The organism is Mycolicibacterium flavescens (assembly GCF_001722335.1).
GTDB lineage: Bacteria > Actinomycetota > Actinomycetes > Mycobacteriales > Mycobacteriaceae > Mycobacterium > Mycobacterium flavescens.
The window spans coordinates 155,767-173,719 of sequence record NZ_MIHA01000005.1 but is presented as its reverse complement, the minus strand read 5'-3'; the positions used below and the strand labels follow the sequence as shown (position 1 = coordinate 173,719).

Here is a 17,953-nt window from a genome sequence, read left to right as displayed (position 1 = left end):
CTCACAACCAGTCCCGCTTCTTGAACATCACGTACAGCGTGACCACCAGGATGGAGATCAGCACCGTGCTGACAATGAAACCTTCCGCGCTGTCGATACCGGGGTAGAGGACGTTCTGACCGTAGAAACCGGTGATCGCGGTCGGCACCGCGATGATCGCGGCCCAGCCGGTGAGCTTCTTCATCACCATGTTCAGGCGGGCGTCCTGCAGCGACAGGTTGGTCTCGAAGACGGTGGTGATCATGTCGCGCAACGACTCTGTCCACTCCGAGGCCCGCAGCACGTGGTCGTAGAGGTCGGCGTAGAGCGGGTCGAGTTCGGGTGCGGTCTTGGCGTCGAGGCGGCGGTGCTGGGTGGAGTTGACGACCTCGCGCATCGGCAGCACGACGCGGCGAAGTTGGACGAGTTCCTTGCGCAGCGCGTACGTCCGGCGTTGCAGATCACCGCGCCGGGACCTGTCCTCGAACAGATCGTCCTCAAGGGATTCGATCTCGTCGTCGAGTTTCTGGACGGCGTCGAAGTGCCCGTCGACGACGACGTCGAGCAGACCGTGCACCAGCGAACCGACGCCGTACTCCTGGCCGCCGAGTTCGTCGAAGCGCTGCGAGACGGGTTCCATGTCGAACTCCGTCGACAGTCGCACGGTGATCAGCCCGCGCGGCAGCACGAAAGCGGAGATGCGGTGCGTCGACAGCGTCTCGTCGGCCGCGCCGTCGGTGACGGCGTAGACCGTGAAGAACGTGTGGGTGCGGTAGACAACCGCCTTGGTGCGCTCGGACTCGGCGAGCGCGTCCTCGACGGCCCAGGTGTTCAGGCCCAGTTCCTCGGCGAGCACCTCGAGCGTGTCGTGGACGGGGTCGTAGATGTCGCACCAGACCAGCGTGTCGTCGTCGGCGAGATAGTCCGAGATCGCGGAGAAGTCGAAATCGTCCTGCGGTTTGCCGCCGCGCCAGACCCGGCCCCGGATATGCGTCACGGCTTCATTGTGTCAGTGCGCGGGGAGTCCACGGCCGAACCGTCGTGTGTCGGCGAGATCGACGCTAGGGCTGTGGTTCGTGTGGATTTGCGACCCTGGTGTAGAACTCGCGGCACGCCAGGCGCTCGGGGGGAGTCGTGTCGGCGGTGATCAGTCGCGAGTCTGTTGCATGGTCTGGTGGGGATCGCAGAGGTCGACGACGCGGGACACGATCGAGCCGCACTGCAGAGTCCAGATGACGTTGGTGTCGCCGCAACGGATGTCGATGTTGCGCAAGGCCGCGAAACCTGCCGACGAGAAGAACGTCACCTCACGCAGATCCAGCACGAGATTGCGGCAATCCGTGGCGTGCCGGAACACGTACTCGCGCAGTTCCGCTGCGTTGGACGCATCGACTTCACCGTGAGCGGTGATGCGGACGACCGATGGTTCGGGCCGCTCGGTGGACAGGGTCAGTCGGGTGCGACGGGGTTGGTTCGACGTCGTGCGGATCATACGAAAGCTCCGAGCAATGGAAGAAAGTAGCGAGGAGGTTGCGTCCGAGTGCCAAGCGGGCGGAATCACACTTGCTGTCGTGACGTTCAACCTGCTCTCAGGCTACCCCGGCGATCGTGGATCACCTAGCCTTCCAGCGCCTTCTTACTCAATCGTCAGCTGGCGGCCAGACCGTGCTCGAGCGCGTACATGCTCGCGCCGATGCGGTTACCCGCGCCGATCTTGGCGTAGACCCGCTCGACGTGGTTGCGCACCGTCTTCTCGCTGAGCACCAGTCGCGCGGCGATCTCCTTGTTGCTGGCGCCCTGGGCGACCAGGCGCAGCACCTCGACCTCGCGCGCGGTGAGCCCGTCCGGTCGCGCGGAACGCTTACTCGAGGCGTGGCCGGCGGCGTGCAGGACCGCGTCGACGGCGGCCGGATCCAACTCGCCGTTGGTTGCCCGCTCCCGCAGTCGGCGCGCCGCACCGGCGGGTCCGAGTGCGTCGCGGTACGGCCGAGGCTCCAGCGCGCTCTGATAGCTCACCGCGCACGCCAGCACCCGGTCGGGCGTGCCCAGTTGCCGCGCCGAGAGCCCGCGCGGATACCCCGAACCGTCCAGGCACTCATGGTGGTTGGCCGCGACCGCGGCGATGTCCGTCAGCGCCGGCACCTGCGACAGGATCCGCCCGGTCAGATACGGGTGCAGCCGCATCCGTTCGAACTCTGCCATGCTGAGCCGGGCCGGCTTGGACCAGATCTGGTTGGACACCCCGATGCGGCCGATGTCGTGAACGTAGCCGGCGCGCCGCACGGTGGCCGCGTCCAGCCCGAGGGTCTCCGCCGCGGCCTGTGCCAGCGTCGCGGCCGCCTGCGAATGCCCCAGTGTGAACGGACATTTCAGGTCGACGAACTCGCCGAGCGCAACCAGCAGCGCGTCCAGGGACTCAGCGTCGAGGCGGGTGCCGCGGTCGGGGGCGTAGCGCAGCGCGGTGGTCCACACATCGCCGGTCGACGGCGCGACCCCGGCCGGGTCGGCGACGAACGCGTCGACCACTGCGGGGTCGAACTGCCCGCCGCGGCGGCTGCGCACCATCGCGACCGCGCCGTCGACGCCGAACTCGCGTTGATGGACCTCGGCCATGTCGGCGAGTTGGGCGATCCGCATCTCGATCGGAATCTGGTCACCCGAGGCCCCGGTGGGCAGCCCGCCGCCGTCGAACCGTTCGAACGTGAACCGCAGCGTGTCTTGTACGGCGGGGCTCAGGCCGATGCGGTCGGCGAGCAGTCCGGCTGACGTGCAGTGCGAGTGGATCAGCGCCGTGATGTTGCCGCGTGCGTTGGCATACAGCGTGGCCATCGTCTTCAGCCGGGTCAGCAGCGACTCGCCGCGGCCGATGTTGGCCAGCAGAAACCGTTGGTACGGCAGGCCGGACCAGTCCACCAGATACGAGCTGCGCCGCACCGCGATGTCGTCGCCGAACCAGCGGGCGTACTCGTGCGAGTCGGCATGACAGCCGATCCACATGATCAGCGTCGTGTAGTAGACGCAATCACGTTGCTGCTCAGTCAAACCCAGTCGATCGGCCAGTCGCAGCGCGATCAGTGCCGAACGCAGCATGTGTTCGGCGGGCTGACCGAGCCCGAGGTCGACGGCCACCGACAACGCGGCCAGCACCTCCGCCCGCGTCGGAAGCTCTTGCCGGGTGGAACTGCTGGCCACGTCCTGATTGTGCACCGCGGTGCCCGCCGGTCTACCGGGAAAGGTGAAGCCGGTCGGCGTCGCGGTGCTTGGCGACGTCGAACGCCTCGAACAGGCCATGCGCGACGACGCAGATCCCGCGCTGCGGCAGTTGGAAGTCGGCGAGAGTGCCCTGGGGTCGGTGCGGTCCGGTCGGGCCGAGGTCGACGCCGCGCAGCACCGCGGTGGAGTCGGCGACCGCCCACACCCGCCTGGGCGTGATGCGGAACTCCTGCCCGTTGGGCAAGTGGCCGGTCAGGCGCACCTTGCCGATCCGCATGATCGGGCCGACGAAGTGGCTCATGGTCCGCAGCAGGGTGCGGTTGCGGGCGGCTGCGGCGGGGATGCGCGACGCGATGACGCTCATCGCCGAGGTGGTAGCGGTAGTGGTGATGTCGACGCTCCAATCCAGCACTGCCGGAATCGAGATCGTCAGCGACCAGGGTGTGATCCATGTGGTGTCGATCGTGCAGACGACGGGTTCGACGGTGGTAGCCGAGCTGAAATAGCGGGAGCAGCTCTGCGGTCCGGGGGTCGTGGCGTAGAAGGTCCACACCCCGTCGGGGGTGCGATGCCAGACCGATTTGTAGGCGGGGGCGAACGACGTGTCGGGGAAGTCGCGGTAGGCGAGATAGTGCCCGTTGGCGAACGGCAGGCCCATGACGCCGAAGCCGATGACGCGCTCCTCGTCGCCGTCGGGAAGGGGTGTGGTTCTGGTGGCGGCTGCGGCCGCCTGCGGTGTGATTGTCATGGTCTGAGCGTGGCGCGGCGGCGCGTCGAGCACATGAGGCAATCGCCCCAATTGTGGCGGGTTGCGGCTCGGGCGTTCGTCGAGATCGACGCTAGGGCTGTTGTTCGGGCGGATTCGCGACCCTCGCGCAGAAATCGCGGGGAAGGGGCCGCCCGCGGCGGTTGGCGTTCGTCGAGATCGACACCAAGGCTGTTGTCCGAGTGAAATCGCGACCCTGGTGCAGAAATCGCGGCGCGGGGGGACGACGCGAGAGGGCAACCCCGCGAAACTAGAACAGCGTGAATTCCTCTGTCAGCGTGTCGATTCCAACCCGGATCGCCTTCAGCGCGGAATCGCGGGCCTTGAGCTTGGTGGCCAGGTGCGCGCCGGTATGCAGAGTCGACGCCGCCTCGGCCGCCAGCTCCTGGGTGCGGGCGACGACGCGCTCGGCCTCGACGATCTCGTCGAGCCAACCGGTCGCGATCGCCTCATCGCCGACGAACGTCGACGCCAGCGCCGCGCCCCGCTGATACGCCGCGGGCGTCAACCGGAACCGCATGATCTCCAGCGCGGCGTTGGGGATCGTCATGCCGATCGCCACCTCGATCGCCTGGCAGCGGGTCTTGGGCTGGCCCACCCGGTGGTCGCCGGACAGCAGCAGGAACGAGCCCATCGCGATGGCCGGGCCCGTCGCCGCCATGAACACCGGCACCGGGTACGTCATGCACCGCAGCGCCAGCTCGAACCCGCCGGACAGCATGCCGAGCGCGGCCTTGGCGTCACCGGACTGGAACACGGTCAGGTCGAACCCGCCGCTGAACACCCGGTTGTTGCCCGCGAGCACGACCGCCTTCGCGGCGTCCTTCTCGGCGCGGTCGAGCGCCTCGTTGATCGCGGCCTGCATGTCCGGGCCGAGCACGTTGACCTTGCCGTCGTCGAGCGTGATCGTCGCGACGGATTCGGTCAGGTCATAGCCAGCGGTCATCGCTTCTCCCTAGAACACGTAATTCGGGTCGATGCTACGAGACGTCGTCGTCGGGCCCGGCGGCGGATGACTTAGGGCACTACTCAGGGGGCGCGGTGACGCGGCGCGCGGCCGTTGAGGATCTGGGTGTGCGCCTCTTCGAACTCGGCGTCGATGTCGACCTCGCCGGCCCGGGCGGGCGCGGCGCCGTTGGCCGGAGCGTACTGATACGACTGCCGTTGTGGCGCTTCGATTTCGGTGCGGTAGCGCTCGCGCAGCTCGTCGGCGGCCGCCCGGACCTGGTTGATCTCCTTACGCAGCACCTCTTCGCGGCTTTCTTTGGCCGCGTAGTGGTAGTACGTCAGCAGGTGGCGCAGCAGTTCGAGTTTCTGCTTCTCCTGCCGGGCCATGTCGTGAGTGGTCAGCAGTTCGAGGCGCTCGACGGGATGCAGTGTCGACCAGTCCAGCACCGCGGTCGACTGGTACTGGGTGCGGCCGCGCTTCTTGCCGACGTCGGGCTTGTCGTAGTAGCGCAGCGCGCCGTCGAACCGCGATGCGATGCTCTCGCCCAGTTCCTTTCGGTCCAACGCGGAGTCCCAGACGATCCGCCACTCCTGGCTCGGGGCCAGGTAGGGGATCTCGGCGGGCAGGTTAAGGTGGACGATGTCGACGTAGCGGTCGTCGTAGACGTTCTCGTACTTGGCGACGGTGGGCGGGTTGGCGAAGTCGAACCGGATGTCGTAGGCCGGTGTGCGCCCGAAGTTCTTGACGACGAGTTCGATCAGGTGCCAGTCGTTGGCGGCCGGCTCCATGAACATCGCCACGTTGGGCTGCATGAGCTCGGCGCTCTGTTGTTTCGCCCGCCGGTACTGCCGCCACGCGTAGATGAGGGCGAAAACCCCGACGAGCACGGCGAGCCAGGCGGCCAGCGCCGTCCACATGCCGGCCGACAGGCCGAGCAGTTCTTGATCCGCGTCCACGCCCCGCTGTATATCACGCCGGGGCCGTTCGCACAGCCTTTGCTAACCCGGACCAGCCCGAATTTGCTGACTGACCGTGATCGGGCGATCAGTCGACGGTCATCCGCAAACTGGCGGCCCGGTGGCGTTCACCAGGTTCGGTACGCCGCTGTTGCTGACCGGGTTGTGAAGCACAGTTGCGCTCGGCCCGCGCCGCCCAGTCCAGGTCCGACCATGTCACCTCGCCGGGCAACCGCTTCCAGTACTGCGGATGCTCACGCAGGTACGGTTCGACGCTGCCGTGCACGGCAGCGGTGTCGGGCAGGCGGCGCAGCGCGATGGTCGGGGGTGTCTCGGTCAGCGCGGCGAGCTGGCCGGTCGCCGAGGTGCGGCGGGCCGCGGGGATCGCCAAGCCGGCGGCGACGGCCCCGTCGAGCATCCAGTCGAAGGTGATCTCGGCCAGCGGTGCGCAGGCGCCGCGTCCGCCCGCGATATCGCAGTGCGCCCCGCGGAACCACACCTCGTCAATGCGCTCGGACGCCGACCCGACCAGCTTCACGCCGGGCCGCCCGTCGATCGCCACTGCGTGGCGGCCGATCTCGACGTTCGACAGCGGCGCGGGCAACGAGCGGCGGGTGAAACCCGGGATAGTCATCGAATCCCACAGGCCCAGAAACCAGACCGGGATCCCCACACCGCGTTGCTCGAGCAGTTCCGAGGTGACCTCGCGGACCCGCGCCCAGTCCTGCGCGGTGCGGACGGTGCGCGGCAGCGTGTAGGCGGCCAGCGCGTAGTCCATCAGGTCGGGCAGCACGCCGACGATGTTGAGCAGGCGGGTCAGGGTCTGCGCGCAGTAGGCGCCGCGACCGACCCCGAACATGTAGATCCGGTCGCCGGGCTCCCACCGGTCGACGAGGAACTGGTAGGCCTCCGCGATCGCGGCGCGGGCGTCGTCGGCGGCGGTCTCGCGCCAGTTAAGCCGCGTCAGCGGGTGAGTCCCGACGCCGGGGTGATACCAGGTGAGCTGGTCTTTGCGGTCGTCGAGGAGGTGGAAGAGTCGGTGAGCGTTGGTCGCGTCGCCCGGAGTGGGATGACGACGTGCGCGGTCGAAGCACAACACCAGCTTCTTCACGAGGCCCCCGTCCCGTAAATTGACGCTCGCGTTACAGTGTGCCCAAGATCACTGATCTTGTCTCTGGATTCGGCAAACTAATTAGCGGCTTCTTCGCTGGATTCTCCTCCTCGCGAGCCGCGCGTCGGGCGGAACGCCGTTTTCAGCGGACGCGTCAATGCGGACCCCGCAGGCCCGGGCGAACTCCTCGGCGGTGTAGCCGTCGGCGGAGTTCATGTCGCAGTTACCGAACGGCGGCGCACCTTCTGGCAGGCCGCCGCCGTAGCCGGATCCGTCGGTGTACTGATGGGCGACTTTGCCGGGATACGGCGGGTTGTGCCCGTAGGCGGCGATCACCAACCGGATGCCCGGCGGTTTGTCCGGCCACAGCTTGTTCAGGTCGCCGACGTTGCCGTAGCCGATGACCCTGGCGGGACTGCCGACGTAGTCGCCGACGGCGCGGTGGGCGGCGTTGATGCCGGCCGACTGGTTGCCGCGGATCTGGCCGCCCCACGATTCGACGTCGAGCATCACCGCCATCTTCGGGTGCGGCGTGCCGAGCTGGCTGATGAAGGTGTCCACCGCCTGACGCCAGTTCGGCCGCCACACGAAGTACACGATGAAGAACGTCAGTCGGCCGCTGTCGGCGTTGCGCACGCACCAGTCATAGTTGTTGCGCCACCGGCGATCTCGATGAGTCCCGTCGTTGGACCGGATGCACAGCACCGGGTAGGGGTAGGTGTCGTCGACACCCACCTGCCATTCGGAGACGTCGGCATAGAGCGTGTCGGGCACGCCTGCCAGTCTGTCGGAGAACTACGACAGCGAGATCTGCACGCCCGGGCTCGCCGCGTCCGCGCGCAGTTCGATCACCTCGGGTGTGGTGCCGTGCGGAACGTCGAACGCGACACCGACCTGCGCCTCGGCGCCGGCCGGGATTTCGACGGACCCGCCGTCGACGTAGAACGTCGCCTCCTCGTCGACGGTGAACGAGGTGCCGTCGGCGACCAGCGTCTGCAACACGCCGAGGAACCGGGCGGGCGCATCGCTGACGTTCATCACCGACAGGCGCACCACGACGAACTCGCCGACCGCGTCCTTGCGCAGCGGCGCCTCGGTCGACGACACCATCGTGCCGACGTCCACGTCGGCGACCGTGAACGCCAGCGGCCCGTCGACGGCTGCGGCGCTGACCCCGACCGCCTCCGTTGTCGGATCCGCCGGGGGCTCACCCCACCCGCCGGCGGTAGCGGGTTTCGCGACCGCGGCGGTCTGGGAGGCCGGGGCGGGGTCGTTGATGAAGACGCCGTAGACGACGGCGCCGGCCAGCACCAGCAGCATCGCCGCGCAGGCGGCCAGATAGCGGTTGAGCAGCCTACGGTCGACGTCCGAGGGCAGGTCTAAAGCCGAAGACGGAGCATTGGATTCAGGATCGGGATACCAGCCGGGCGTCGGCGGTGTCGTCATCGCAAGCGGTCCTCCCAGGCAAGCGGAGCAAACTGGAGGATAGCGCAGACGCGCCCAGTGGTCGGACAATTGTGTCCGCCATCGCCGCTGATGGCGAAGTCAGCCGCCCATCAGCATGCGCCACTGGTCGAGGTTGCTCGCCCGGTAGACGTAGTTGGTGTTGCGCACCTCCGACAGCGACGCGCTGGGCTCCGCCGAGTACCAATGGCCGGGGAACACCGTCGGGTCGCCGGACAGTTTGGCCAGCGCCTGCAGGCTGCGGAACATGTCGTCGACGTTGCCGCCCGGGAAGTCGGTGCGCCCGCAGCCCTCCAGGAACAGGGTGTCGCCGGCGACGAGGCGCCCGTCGAGCAGGAAGCACTGGCTGCCCGGCGTGTGGCCGGGGGTGTGCAGCAGTTCGATGTCGATGTCGCCGACCGTGACGACGTCGCCGTGCTGGTGCTCGGTGAGCTCGCTGCGCGCGATGCCGGTGACTTTCGAAACCCAGTCGGCCTCAAGGCTGTTGACGTGCACGGGCACGCTGGTGCGTTCGAGCAGCTCGGCGAGGCCCTTGAGCTCGAAGCCCATCATCGAGCCGCCGACGTGGTCGGGGTGGTGGTGGGTGACCAGCACGCCCGACAGCCGCATGCCGTCGGCTTCGAGGGCGTCGACGAGTTCGCCTGCGGCGTAGGCGGGGTCGACGACGACGGTGTCGCCGGTCTCGCGGTCGCCGATCAGGTAGGCGAAGTTGCGCATCTGCTGGGCGATCATGTCGTCGGCGGCGAAGTCACGCCCGGACAGCAGCTGGCGGAAGTAGAGGCGGTCGGTGGCCATGCCCGCCAGCGTATCGACGGCTCAGTCGAGGTTGCGCAGCCGGACCATCCGGATGGTGCTGCTCTCGTCGAGCTCGACCAGGTCGGTGCGTGAGCGCAGGAAGTCGCTGAACGACTTGAACCCGAGCGACTTCTCCGAGAACGACGGGTCCATCCGCTTCATCTGCGCCTTGACCGCGGAGTTGTGCAGCCAGTCCGAGTCGTCCTTGCCGTGCGCGATCGACAGCGCGCGCTGCAGCAGCGCGGTCGCGCCGGCCTGCGGGTCGGGCTGCTCGGGTTCGGCCTCGGCGTCGGCCTTGGTGCGGCGCTTCTTGGGCGCCTCGGTCTTGACCTCGGGGACACCGGGCAACGCGTCGTAGGAGACGTACTCGTCGCAGGCCGCGGTCAGCGACTTGCTGATCGACCCGGTGATGCCGATGCCGACGACGTAGCGGCCGAGCCGCTTGCACCGCTGGGCCAGCGGGATGTAGTCGGAGTCGCCGGCGACGATCACCACGTGCGTCAGGTCGGGCAGCCGGAACATGTCCTCGACGGCGTCGACCGCCAGCCGGATGTCGGCGCCGTTCTTGCTGTAGGCGGCGGCGGGGAACAGCTGCACGAGGTCGACGGCGCGGCCGACGAGCTGGTCGCGGTAGTCGGCGTTGACGTCGGTGGACCAGTCGGCGTAGGCCTTGGTCAGCACCAGCGTGCCGAACGAGGAGGCGTAGTCGATGATCGCGCCGACGTCGACGACGGCCTGGGTCAGCCGCCCCGGGTGCTTGTGGAAGCCCGCGGTCTTGTCTCGTTGAAACGAGCTGCGACCGTGCACCTGGTCGTAGCGCGAGATCACGATGTTGTCGAAGTCGAGGTACACCGCGACGCGCGTGGGGTTGGGTTCGGTCACCGCTCCGTCCTATCACTGAAGGGCCCCTCCCCGCCGGGACTGCGCACGACCGAAGGGACTACAGTCGAGGAAGTGACCTGCGGTTTGGCGTGGCAAACCGCGAGACTGTACCCTCTTTAAGGCTCGCGCCGCAGTGCGCGGGACATGAAGTAGGCAGGCCCCCTTAGCTCAGTCGGCAGAGCGTTTCCATGGTAAGGAAAAGGTCAACGGTTCGATTCCGTTAGGGGGCTCGGTGAGCGGGCGTGAACGCCCGGATCCCGGGGCGGTGTAGCTCAGCTGGTTAGAGCGCACGACTCATAATCGTGAGGTCGGGGGATCGAGCCCCCCCACCGCTACAGGCAACTGAACGCGTAGACAAAGGACGAGCAACCGTGGCCTCCAGTACCGATGTACGGCCCAAGATCACCTTGGCGTGCGAGGTGTGCAAGCACCGCAACTACATCACCAAGAAGAACCGCCGCAACGATCCCGACCGCCTCGAGATCAAGAAGTTCTGCCCGAACTGCGGCAAGCACCAGCCTCACAAGGAATCGCGCTAAGACGCGCCCAACCCGTGGGCGATCGCCCGGGTTGACTAGGTAGGTTCACTAACTGTGTCGTTGTCCGAGCGGATCGTCGGGATGAGCTATCGCTACCCCGATCACTACGTCGTGGGCCGCGAGAAGATCCGCGAGTACGCCACCGCGGTCAAGAACGACGACCGGGTGTTCTTCGACGAGGACGCCGCGGCCGAACTGGGCCACCGGGCGCTGCCGGCGCCGCTGACGTTCACCAGCGTGCTGGGCTACAAGGCGCAGACGGGGTTCTTCCGGCACGCCGGCATCGGGCTCACCGACATGAAGATCGTCCAGGTCGACCAGGTGTTCAAGTACACCGCGCCGATCTTCGCCGGCGACAAGATCTACGCCGACGTGTCCGTCGACGCCGTGCGCCAGGCCCACGGCACCGACCTGGTCGTGCTCAAGACCATCGTCACCAACGAAGCCGGTGGCGTCCTGCAGGAGACATACACGACCCTGGCGGGTCGGACGGGCGACGGAGAAGAGGGCTTTTCTGATGGCACTGCGTGAGTTCGATTCGGTGAAGGTGGGTGACCTGCTTCCCGAGAAAGTCATCCCGCTGACACGCGCGGACCTCGTGAACTACGCGGGGGTCTCCGGTGACCTCAACCCGATCCACTGGGACGACGAAATCGCCAAGCAGGTCGGGCTGGACACCGCGATCGCGCACGGCATGCTGACCATGGGTCTGGGCGGCGGCTACGTGACGTCGTGGGTCGGCGACCCGGCCGCGGTCACCGAGTTCAACGTCCGCTTCACCGCGGTGGTGCCGGTGCCCAACGACGGGGTGGGCGCCGAGATCGTCTTCAACGGCCGCGTGAAAGCGGTTGAGCCGGAGACCAAGTCGGTCACCATCGCGTTGTCGGCGACGACCGGGGGGAAGAAGATCTTCGGCCGCGCCGTCGCTGTTGCGAAGTTGGCGTAGCCCATGGCGCTGAAAATCGACATCAGGGGCATGGTCTGGAAGTACCCCGAGCCCTACGTCGTGGGTACCGAGCAGATCCGCCAGTACGCCAACGCCGTCAAGGCCGACGACCCGACCAGTCACAGCCTGGAGGCCGCCAAGGCCGCCGGCCACGACGCGCTCATCGCACCGCCGACGTTCATGTCGATCTTCGCGGTGATGATTCAGCGGCACTTTTTCCAGCACAACGACATCGGCTTCGAGACGATGCAGATCGTGCAAGTGGACCAGAAGTTCAAGTTCCACCGGGCGATCAAGGCCGGCGACGAGCTGACCGGGACGCTGTATGTGCTGACCGTCGACGAGCGCTTCGGCGCCGACATCGTCACCACCCGCAACACGCTGGTCGACCAGCACGGCGAACTGGTGATGGAGTCGTTCACCACGTTGATGGGCCACGAGGGCGACAACTCGATCTCGGCGGGCTGGGATCCCAAGACCGGGCAGGTCACCCGCAAGCCGGTGATGCACGAGGCGTCGGACGCCGGCACCGAAACCGACCAGGCGGCGGATTAGTAACTCCGACGGAAGGCACGCTACACTCGGACCTCGGGGTTTTCCCAGTACAGCGCGCTTCCGTCGGTTTGAAGATCGACCGATCGGGGAGCGCGCGAATTGTGTGAGCCCCGAACAGGCGAGGGATATCGCAGTGCCAGCGGTGTCTTTCCCGAAGGGGCGTAGCTCAACTGGCAGAGCAGCGGTCTCCAAAACCGCAGGTTGCAGGTTCAAGTCCTGTCGCCCCTGCTGAAGGCGAATACTCGACAACGTGTGGACACTGGACAGTGACCCCACAAAATGACCAGACGAAAGGCATGCGGTGAGCGACGAGCGCGATGGTGCCGGCTCCGCAGGCACGGGCGGGACCGAGGACACCGGCAGCGGCGCGGTGGTGACCCGGCCGAACCGGCCGTCGGGTAAGCGGTCCCGACGCGCCGCGGTCGGCGAGGACGTCGGCTCCGCGATCGACCTGGACACCGGCACGGAGGCTTCGCCCACCAAGGACGGGCCCACCAAGAACGGTTCGGGCGGCGCGAAGAAGACCGCCAAGAAGCGCGGCGACGGCCCGTCCCGCAATCCGTTCCTGTTCGTCTGGAATTACCTGAAGCAGGTCGTCGCCGAGCTGCGCAAGGTGATCTGGCCGAACCGCAAGCAGATGGTCAGCTACACCATCGTGGTGCTGGTCTTCCTGGCGTTCATGGTCGCCCTGATCGCCGGTGTGGACTTCGGCTTGGCCAAGCTCGTGATGTGGGTCTTCGGGTGACGAGGGCGCACGGACGAAGTATTGAGAGGACTGACAAGTGACTAGCTTCGAGGGCGATACGCCTTCGGCCGAGAGTGTCGATCTGGTCGACGAGACGACCACCGATCCCGCGACCGAAGATGCCGACGTCGCCGGCGACGCCGTCAGCGACGAGGCGGCCACCGCCGCCGACGCTGCCGGTGAGGCTGAGGTGTCCGAGGAGGCCGCCGCCGACGGCGAGGCCGCCGAGGAAGAGGAAGAAGACCCGGCCGTCGCGCTGAAGAAGGAGCTGCGGCTCAAGCCCGGTGACTGGTACGTCATCCACAGCTACGCCGGTTACGAGAACAAGGTGAAGGCCAACCTCGAGACCCGCGTGCAGAACCTCGACGTCGGCGACTACATCTTCCAGGTCGAGGTGCCCACCGAAGAGGTCACCGAGATCAAGAACGGGCAGCGCAAGCAGGTCAACCGCAAGGTGCTGCCCGGTTACATCCTGGTCCGCATGGAACTCAACGACGAGTCCTGGGGCGCGGTGCGCAACACGCCGGGCGTGACCGGTTTCGTCGGGGCGACGTCGCGGCCGTCGCCGCTGAGCCTCGACGACGTGGTCAAGTTCCTGCTGCCGCCGGCCGCGGCCAAGAAGCCGGGCAAGGCCGCCTCGACGGCCGCCGGCGCCGCCTCGACGGACGCGACGCTGGAACGTCCGGAGATCCTGGTCGACTTCGAGGTCGGCGAGTCGGTCACCGTCATGGACGGTCCGTTCGCGACGCTGCCGGCCTCGATCAGCGAGGTCAACGCCGAACAGCAGAAGCTCAAGGTGCTGGTGTCCATCTTCGGCCGCGAGACGCCTGTCGAGCTGACGTTCAACCAGGTCGCCAAGATCTAGTTTCGGAGGGACGGGCCCTCCACTTTCGAATCAAGTAAAGGAAACACCACACCCATGGCCCCGAAGAAGAAAGTCATCGGGCTGATCAAGCTGCAGATCCAGGCCGGGCAGGCCAACCCCGCCCCGCCGGTGGGTCCGGCGCTCGGCCAGCACGGCGTCAACATCATGGAGTTCTGCAAGGCGTACAACGCCGCGACCGAGAACCAGCGCGGCAACGTCATCCCCGTGGAGATCACCGTCTACGAGGATCGCAGCTTCACGTTCAACCTGAAGACCCCGCCCGCCGCCAAGCTGCTGCTCAAGGCAGCCGGTGTGCAGAAGGGTTCCGGTGAGCCGCACAAGACCAAGGTCGCCAAGGTGAGCTGGGATCAGGTGCGCGAGATCGCCGAGACCAAGAAGGAAGACCTGAACGCCAACGACATCGATCAGGCCGCCAAGATCATCGCCGGCACCGCCCGGTCGATGGGGATCACGGTCGAATAATTCGGCCCACCCCGTGGGAGGGCCAGCTGCGGCCCGCCAACCACAACTTCTGAACTACAAGGAGACATCAATGAGCAAGAACAGCAAGGCCTACCGCGAAGCCGCCGAGAAGGTGGACCGCACCCGGCTGTACACGCCGCTGGAGGCGGCGAAGCTGGCCAAGGAGACCTCGTCGAAGAAGCAGGACGCGACCGTGGAGGTGGCGATCCGGCTGGGCGTGGATCCGCGTAAGGCCGATCAGATGGTGCGTGGCACCGTGAACCTGCCGAACGGCACCGGTAAGACCGCCCGCGTTGTGGTGTTCGCGGTCGGTGACAAGGCCGAGGCCGCCGAGGCGGCCGGCGCCGATGCGGTGGGCAGCGATGACCTGATCGAGCGGATCCAGGGCGGCTGGACCGACTTCGACGCCGCGATCGCGACGCCGGATCAGATGGCCAAGGTGGGTCGGATCGCGCGCATCCTGGGCCCGCGTGGTCTGATGCCGAACCCGAAGACCGGCACGGTGACCCCGGACGTGGCCAAGGCCGTGGCCGACATCAAGGGCGGCAAGATCAACTTCCGCGTCGACAAGCAGGCCAACCTGCACTTCGTGATCGGCAAGGCGTCGTTCGATGAGACGAAGCTGGCCGAGAACTATGGTGCGGCGATCGATGAGATCCTGCGGGCCAAGCCGTCCTCGTCGAAGGGCCGCTACCTGAAGAAGATCGTGATCTCGACGACCACCGGCCCGGGCATCCCGGTCGACCCGTCGGTGACGCGTAACTTCGCCGAGGCGTAACCACTCTCGATGACCCGATGCCCCGCCTGGTCAGGCGGGGCACCGCGAAGTTCGCGCGACGCGCCTGTCCGTTGCTCTAACTGCCGTCCCCGAACACCCGTCCCAACTCCGCGCGCGTTTTGATGCCAAGCTTGCGGTAGATCCGCGACAGGTTCGTCTCGACTGTCTTCGGGCTGATGAACAACGCGGCAGCCACATCTTTCGTCGTCATCCCGGTCGCCGCCAACTCGGCGACCCGCTGCTCGGACGCCGTCAGGCCCAGGCTCCCGCCCGACACGGTGCTCAGCCGCGCCAACTCCGCGCGCGCCCGCTTCGCCCACAACGGCGTGCCCAACGACTCAAACACCTCCAGCGCCTCGGTCAGCGTCACCCGCGCGACATCCTTCTGCCGTTGCCGGCGCTGCAACTGACCGAGCAGCAGAAGCGTGCGCGCCCGCTCGAACGGCATCGGTAACCACTCGTGATGGCCCAGCGCCTGCTGCGCCATGTCCACCGCCGCGGGTACGTCGCCGTGCGCGGCCAGCCACATACTGCGACCCCGCGCACCTATCGCCAGCATCCACGCCCGGTCCACCATCCGGCCGTTGGTCTCCAACGCCTCGATCATCTGCAGCGCGTCGTCGGCGCGGCCGAGCGCGATCATCGCCTCCACCGCGTCGGGAACGTAGCCGACAGTGATGATTTCGGTGCCCGGGATGAACGGGAACCGCTCGATCAGCGGCTGCAGCGTCTGCACCGCCTGCTCGTGACGACCCATCGACACCTCGAGGAAACCCAGGCTCACCGCCGCCCAGTCCGCCAGCCGCGGCGAACCGCAGGCATGCGCGAGGTCGATGGCTCTCTGCGCCATCTCACGAGTCTGCGCCTCGTCGCCGGCATACGACGCCACCGCCGACAGGATCACCTTGGCGATCACCCGCATGTGCTCACCGCCGAGCTGCTGCGCGCGCTCCACGGTCTCGGTCGCCACCCGGCGCGCCTCGTCGTAGCGGCCGCGCCACACCTCGATCAGCGCGGTGAACACCGCCACGAAGATCAGATCGGTCTCTGCGCCACGCTCCACGCACCGGTCCCGCACGACGGTCATCTGCTGGCTGGCCTCGTCCAGCCGGCCAGCCCACGCCAGCAGCAGCGCGTGATTCGCCCTGGGCCGGAACGCGATCGGCGCCTGACTGTGCGGATCCTGCAACACCAGGGCGCGTTGAACACTCGGCCAGTCGATGCCGCGGCCGCACATGCAGGCGATGGTGGCGCGCACCGCCAGCACCTGGGCGGTCAGGTCGTTGTGCCCGACGTCCTCGGCGTAGGCCGCGGCCCGCTCGACGTTCTGCAGGGCCTTACCGAACTCGCCCTCGTTGAGTTGGGCGTACGACAACAGCAGCAGTGTGCGAACCCGGACCTCGCGGTCGCCGCCGTCGTTCTTCAGCGCGTCCTCGAGCATCTCGACAGCCTGGGTGAAACTGTTGTTGTGAATCCGCATGGCGCCCAACAGGTTGAGCGCCATCGCGCGGTGCACTCCGCGCGCCACCCTGTCGGTCAGGCCCTCCAGCAGCTTCTCCGCGCGCGGCAGATCACCGGCGTGCAGATACTGGTCGGCTGCGTAGATCCGCCGCACCGGGGTGTCACCGCCCAGCCCGATCGCCAGTTCCAGTAATTCGGCCGCGGCGGCCGGGGCGCCGCGGGTCCACGCCGTGGCCGCGGCTTCGTCGAGTGCCTCCAACGTCGTCGCATCCGCACTCGACGCCGCCATCGCCATATGCCGGGCCCGCGACTCCGGGCTGTCGACCTCCTCGGCCAGCGCGCGGTGCATCGCGCGGCGCTCCCGTCGGCTCGCGTCGGTGTACACGCTTCGGGCCAGCAGGGGATGGGTGAACGCGACATCGTCGCCCTCAAACGTGATGATGCCCTTGGTCTTTGCCTCGTCAAGCAGTTCGACAGTCCGCTCGGGGGTGTTGCGGGTGACGCGCGCGAGCAGGTCGAGCGTCGGCGCCGCCGACGAGGCTGCCGCCAACAGCAGCACCTGCGTCTCGGGCTCCAGCCGGCCGATGCGCTGGCGCATCAGTTCGGCCAGCGTCGCCGGCAGCACCGACTGCGAACCGCCCGCTTCGATAGCGCGTGCCAATTCCAATGCGTAGAACGGGTTTCCGCCGGAGATCTCGGCGATGCGCACCATGGTCGGCCGCGGGAACGTCCGGCCCAGCCGCGCCGACACCAGCGCGTGCAGGCCGCCCAGGCTCAGCGGGCCGACGTGCACGCGGCCCGCGGCGTCGGTGGTGGACAGTTGCAGCCAGCCTGCGGCGCCCTCGCCTTCGTGCTCGCTGCGCTCGGTCAGCAGCAGACCCACGCGACCGGTCAGGCGTCGCGCCGCGAATGCCACCACCGCCTGGCTCGACGGGTCGAGCCACTGCACGTCGTCGAGGGCCAGCAGCAGCGGCGCGTCCTCGATGAGCCGTTGCAGCGCCGTGGTGAACGCGGCCGCCACCACACCCTGATCGGTGCCGGGCCCGGCGTCGTCGGCGCGCAGAAGCACCCGGTCCACCGCGATGCGCTGCACCTCGGGCAGGCCGTCGATCACCTCGTGGTCCACATCGCCCAACAGATCGGCGACCGTCGCGTAGGCCAGTGCCGTCTCCGCCTGCGCCGCGCGCGCTGAAAGCACGCGAAAACCGCGCTCACGCGCCGCTTCCACGCCCTCGAGCCACAGCGTGGTCTTGCCGACGCCGGCCTGCCCCTCGATGACGAGCGCACACGGACAGCGTTCGGCGCACGACAGTAACTCTGCCACCGCCCGGAATTCGGCCGGCCTTTCGATGACCCCTTTTACCAATGACCCCCACCCCTCGCAGCAACCGACGATACCGCGCTCGAGGAGGGCCGTGCAGGTTCGGTGACGCAGTTAGGCCATTCGGCGGACAGTTTTACTGGTC

Annotated in this window: 20 protein-coding genes and 3 tRNA genes; 11 read left to right on the top strand and 12 right to left on the bottom strand. The window is 67.5% G+C overall.

Annotated features, from left to right (window positions below):
- Position 1: 1 nt before the first annotated feature.
- The 11 genes from BHQ18_RS08795 to BHQ18_RS08745 form a co-directional block, all read right to left on the bottom strand.
- Complete coding sequence (locus tag BHQ18_RS08795) at positions 2 to 976, bottom strand: magnesium transporter CorA family protein (RefSeq protein WP_069413201.1); 975 nt, start codon at positions 974 to 976, stop codon at positions 2 to 4.
- Positions 977 to 1,126: 150 nt separating this feature from the next.
- Positions 1,127 to 1,561 (bottom strand): STAS domain-containing protein, encoded by a 435-nt coding sequence (locus BHQ18_RS08790; RefSeq protein ID WP_234794119.1) that lies wholly within the window; start codon positions 1,559 to 1,561, stop codon positions 1,127 to 1,129.
- A 65-nt stretch (positions 1,562 to 1,626) separates the two neighbouring features.
- Positions 1,627 to 3,270, bottom strand: a complete 1,644-nt coding sequence (locus BHQ18_RS08785; protein ID WP_084293956.1) for an HD domain-containing phosphohydrolase — start codon at positions 3,268 to 3,270, stop codon at positions 1,627 to 1,629.
- A complete protein-coding gene (locus BHQ18_RS08780; RefSeq protein ID WP_069413336.1) occupies positions 3,203 to 3,940 on the bottom strand; it encodes a hypothetical protein in 738 nt (245 codons plus the stop codon). Before BHQ18_RS08780 ends, BHQ18_RS08785 begins: the two co-directional genes overlap by 68 nt.
- Before the next feature lie 268 nt (positions 3,941 to 4,208).
- Positions 4,209 to 4,904, bottom strand: coding sequence for a crotonase/enoyl-CoA hydratase family protein (locus BHQ18_RS08775; protein WP_069413199.1), 696 nt, complete (start codon positions 4,902 to 4,904; stop codon positions 4,209 to 4,211).
- A gap of 83 nt (positions 4,905 to 4,987) precedes the next feature.
- On the bottom strand, positions 4,988 to 5,824 hold the full coding sequence (locus BHQ18_RS08770) for a DUF8453 domain-containing protein (RefSeq protein WP_069413335.1): 837 nt from the start codon (positions 5,822 to 5,824) through the stop codon (positions 4,988 to 4,990).
- A 127-nt stretch (positions 5,825 to 5,951) separates the two neighbouring features.
- A complete protein-coding gene (locus BHQ18_RS08765; protein WP_069413198.1) occupies positions 5,952 to 6,974 on the bottom strand; it encodes a phospholipase effector Tle1 domain-containing protein in 1,023 nt (340 codons plus the stop codon).
- A gap of 81 nt (positions 6,975 to 7,055) precedes the next feature.
- Positions 7,056 to 7,748 carry a glycoside hydrolase family 25 domain-containing protein gene (locus tag BHQ18_RS08760; protein ID WP_234794118.1) on the bottom strand — a complete coding sequence of 231 codons (693 nt, stop codon included), beginning with the start codon at positions 7,746 to 7,748 and terminating at the stop codon, positions 7,056 to 7,058.
- A 21-nt stretch (positions 7,749 to 7,769) separates the two neighbouring features.
- A complete protein-coding gene (locus BHQ18_RS08755; protein WP_084293955.1) occupies positions 7,770 to 8,420 on the bottom strand; it encodes a DUF4352 domain-containing protein in 651 nt (216 codons plus the stop codon).
- 99 nt (positions 8,421 to 8,519) lie between these two features.
- Positions 8,520 to 9,233 (bottom strand): MBL fold metallo-hydrolase, encoded by a 714-nt coding sequence (locus BHQ18_RS08750; RefSeq protein ID WP_069413196.1) that lies wholly within the window; start codon positions 9,231 to 9,233, stop codon positions 8,520 to 8,522.
- 21 nt (positions 9,234 to 9,254) lie between these two features.
- Positions 9,255 to 10,115 (bottom strand): NYN domain-containing protein, encoded by an 861-nt coding sequence (locus tag BHQ18_RS08745; RefSeq protein ID WP_069413195.1) that lies wholly within the window; start codon positions 10,113 to 10,115, stop codon positions 9,255 to 9,257.
- Positions 10,116 to 10,272: 157 nt separating this feature from the next.
- Here BHQ18_RS08745 and BHQ18_RS08740 point away from each other — a divergent pair.
- The 11 genes from BHQ18_RS08740 (at position 10,273) to rplA (ending at position 15,026) form a co-directional block, all read left to right on the top strand.
- Positions 10,273 to 10,345 (top strand) — tRNA-Thr (locus BHQ18_RS08740).
- Positions 10,346 to 10,376: 31 nt separating this feature from the next.
- Positions 10,377 to 10,450: transfer RNA gene (locus BHQ18_RS08735), tRNA-Met, on the top strand.
- Between the two features lie 36 nt (positions 10,451 to 10,486).
- Complete coding sequence (gene rpmG, locus BHQ18_RS08730) at positions 10,487 to 10,654, top strand: 50S ribosomal protein L33 (protein WP_059101288.1); 168 nt, start codon at positions 10,487 to 10,489, stop codon at positions 10,652 to 10,654.
- An 81-nt stretch (positions 10,655 to 10,735) separates the two neighbouring features.
- Positions 10,736 to 11,185, top strand: coding sequence for a (3R)-hydroxyacyl-ACP dehydratase subunit HadA (gene hadA / locus BHQ18_RS08725; protein WP_276045998.1), 450 nt, complete (start codon positions 10,736 to 10,738; stop codon positions 11,183 to 11,185).
- A complete protein-coding gene (hadB, locus tag BHQ18_RS08720) occupies positions 11,172 to 11,600 on the top strand; it encodes a (3R)-hydroxyacyl-ACP dehydratase subunit HadB (protein WP_069413193.1) in 429 nt (142 codons plus the stop codon). Before hadA ends, hadB begins: the two co-directional genes overlap by 14 nt.
- A 3-nt stretch (positions 11,601 to 11,603) precedes the next feature.
- Positions 11,604 to 12,155, top strand: a complete 552-nt coding sequence (gene hadC / locus BHQ18_RS08715) for a (3R)-hydroxyacyl-ACP dehydratase subunit HadC (RefSeq protein WP_069413192.1) — start codon at positions 11,604 to 11,606, stop codon at positions 12,153 to 12,155.
- Between the two features lie 155 nt (positions 12,156 to 12,310).
- A tRNA-Trp gene (locus BHQ18_RS08710) sits at positions 12,311 to 12,383 on the top strand.
- Positions 12,384 to 12,456: 73 nt separating this feature from the next.
- Positions 12,457 to 12,900 carry a preprotein translocase subunit SecE gene (secE, locus tag BHQ18_RS08705; RefSeq protein ID WP_069413191.1) on the top strand — a complete coding sequence of 148 codons (444 nt, stop codon included), beginning with the start codon at positions 12,457 to 12,459 and terminating at the stop codon, positions 12,898 to 12,900.
- Positions 12,901 to 12,937: 37 nt separating this feature from the next.
- Positions 12,938 to 13,765, top strand: a complete 828-nt coding sequence (gene nusG / locus BHQ18_RS08700; protein WP_069413190.1) for a transcription termination/antitermination protein NusG — start codon at positions 12,938 to 12,940, stop codon at positions 13,763 to 13,765.
- Between the two features lie 54 nt (positions 13,766 to 13,819).
- Positions 13,820 to 14,248 carry a 50S ribosomal protein L11 gene (rplK, locus tag BHQ18_RS08695; protein WP_069413189.1) on the top strand — a complete coding sequence of 143 codons (429 nt, stop codon included), beginning with the start codon at positions 13,820 to 13,822 and terminating at the stop codon, positions 14,246 to 14,248.
- 70 nt (positions 14,249 to 14,318) lie between these two features.
- Positions 14,319 to 15,026 (top strand): 50S ribosomal protein L1, encoded by a 708-nt coding sequence (gene rplA / locus BHQ18_RS08690; RefSeq protein WP_069413188.1) that lies wholly within the window; start codon positions 14,319 to 14,321, stop codon positions 15,024 to 15,026.
- Between the two features lie 76 nt (positions 15,027 to 15,102).
- Here rplA and BHQ18_RS08685 read toward each other — a convergent pair whose 3' ends face one another.
- A complete protein-coding gene (locus BHQ18_RS08685) occupies positions 15,103 to 17,853 on the bottom strand; it encodes a helix-turn-helix transcriptional regulator (protein WP_069413187.1) in 2,751 nt (916 codons plus the stop codon).
- Between the last annotated feature and the right edge of the window lie 100 nt (positions 17,854 to 17,953).

Coding starts and splice junctions, on each gene's coding strand:
- BHQ18_RS08775 (WP_069413199.1), bottom strand. CDS start 4,904: ATGACCGCTGGCTATGACCTGACCGAATCCGTCGCGACGATCACGCTC.
- hadA (WP_276045998.1), top strand. CDS start 10,736: ATGAGCTATCGCTACCCCGATCACTACGTCGTGGGCCGCGAGAAGATC.
- BHQ18_RS08750 (WP_069413196.1), bottom strand. CDS start 9,233: ATGGCCACCGACCGCCTCTACTTCCGCCAGCTGCTGTCCGGGCGTGAC.
- BHQ18_RS08755 (WP_084293955.1), bottom strand. CDS start 8,420: ATGACGACACCGCCGACGCCCGGCTGGTATCCCGATCCTGAATCCAAT.
- BHQ18_RS08785 (WP_084293956.1), bottom strand. CDS start 3,270: ATGGCCTGTTCGAGGCGTTCGACGTCGCCAAGCACCGCGACGCCGACC.
- hadC (WP_069413192.1), top strand. CDS start 11,604: ATGGCGCTGAAAATCGACATCAGGGGCATGGTCTGGAAGTACCCCGAG.
- BHQ18_RS08780 (WP_069413336.1), bottom strand. CDS start 3,940: ATGACAATCACACCGCAGGCGGCCGCAGCCGCCACCAGAACCACACCC.
- hadB (WP_069413193.1), top strand. CDS start 11,172: ATGGCACTGCGTGAGTTCGATTCGGTGAAGGTGGGTGACCTGCTTCCC.
- rplK (WP_069413189.1), top strand. CDS start 13,820: ATGGCCCCGAAGAAGAAAGTCATCGGGCTGATCAAGCTGCAGATCCAG.
- BHQ18_RS08770 (WP_069413335.1), bottom strand. CDS start 5,824: ATGTGGACGGCGCTGGCCGCCTGGCTCGCCGTGCTCGTCGGGGTTTTC.
- rplA (WP_069413188.1), top strand. CDS start 14,319: ATGAGCAAGAACAGCAAGGCCTACCGCGAAGCCGCCGAGAAGGTGGAC.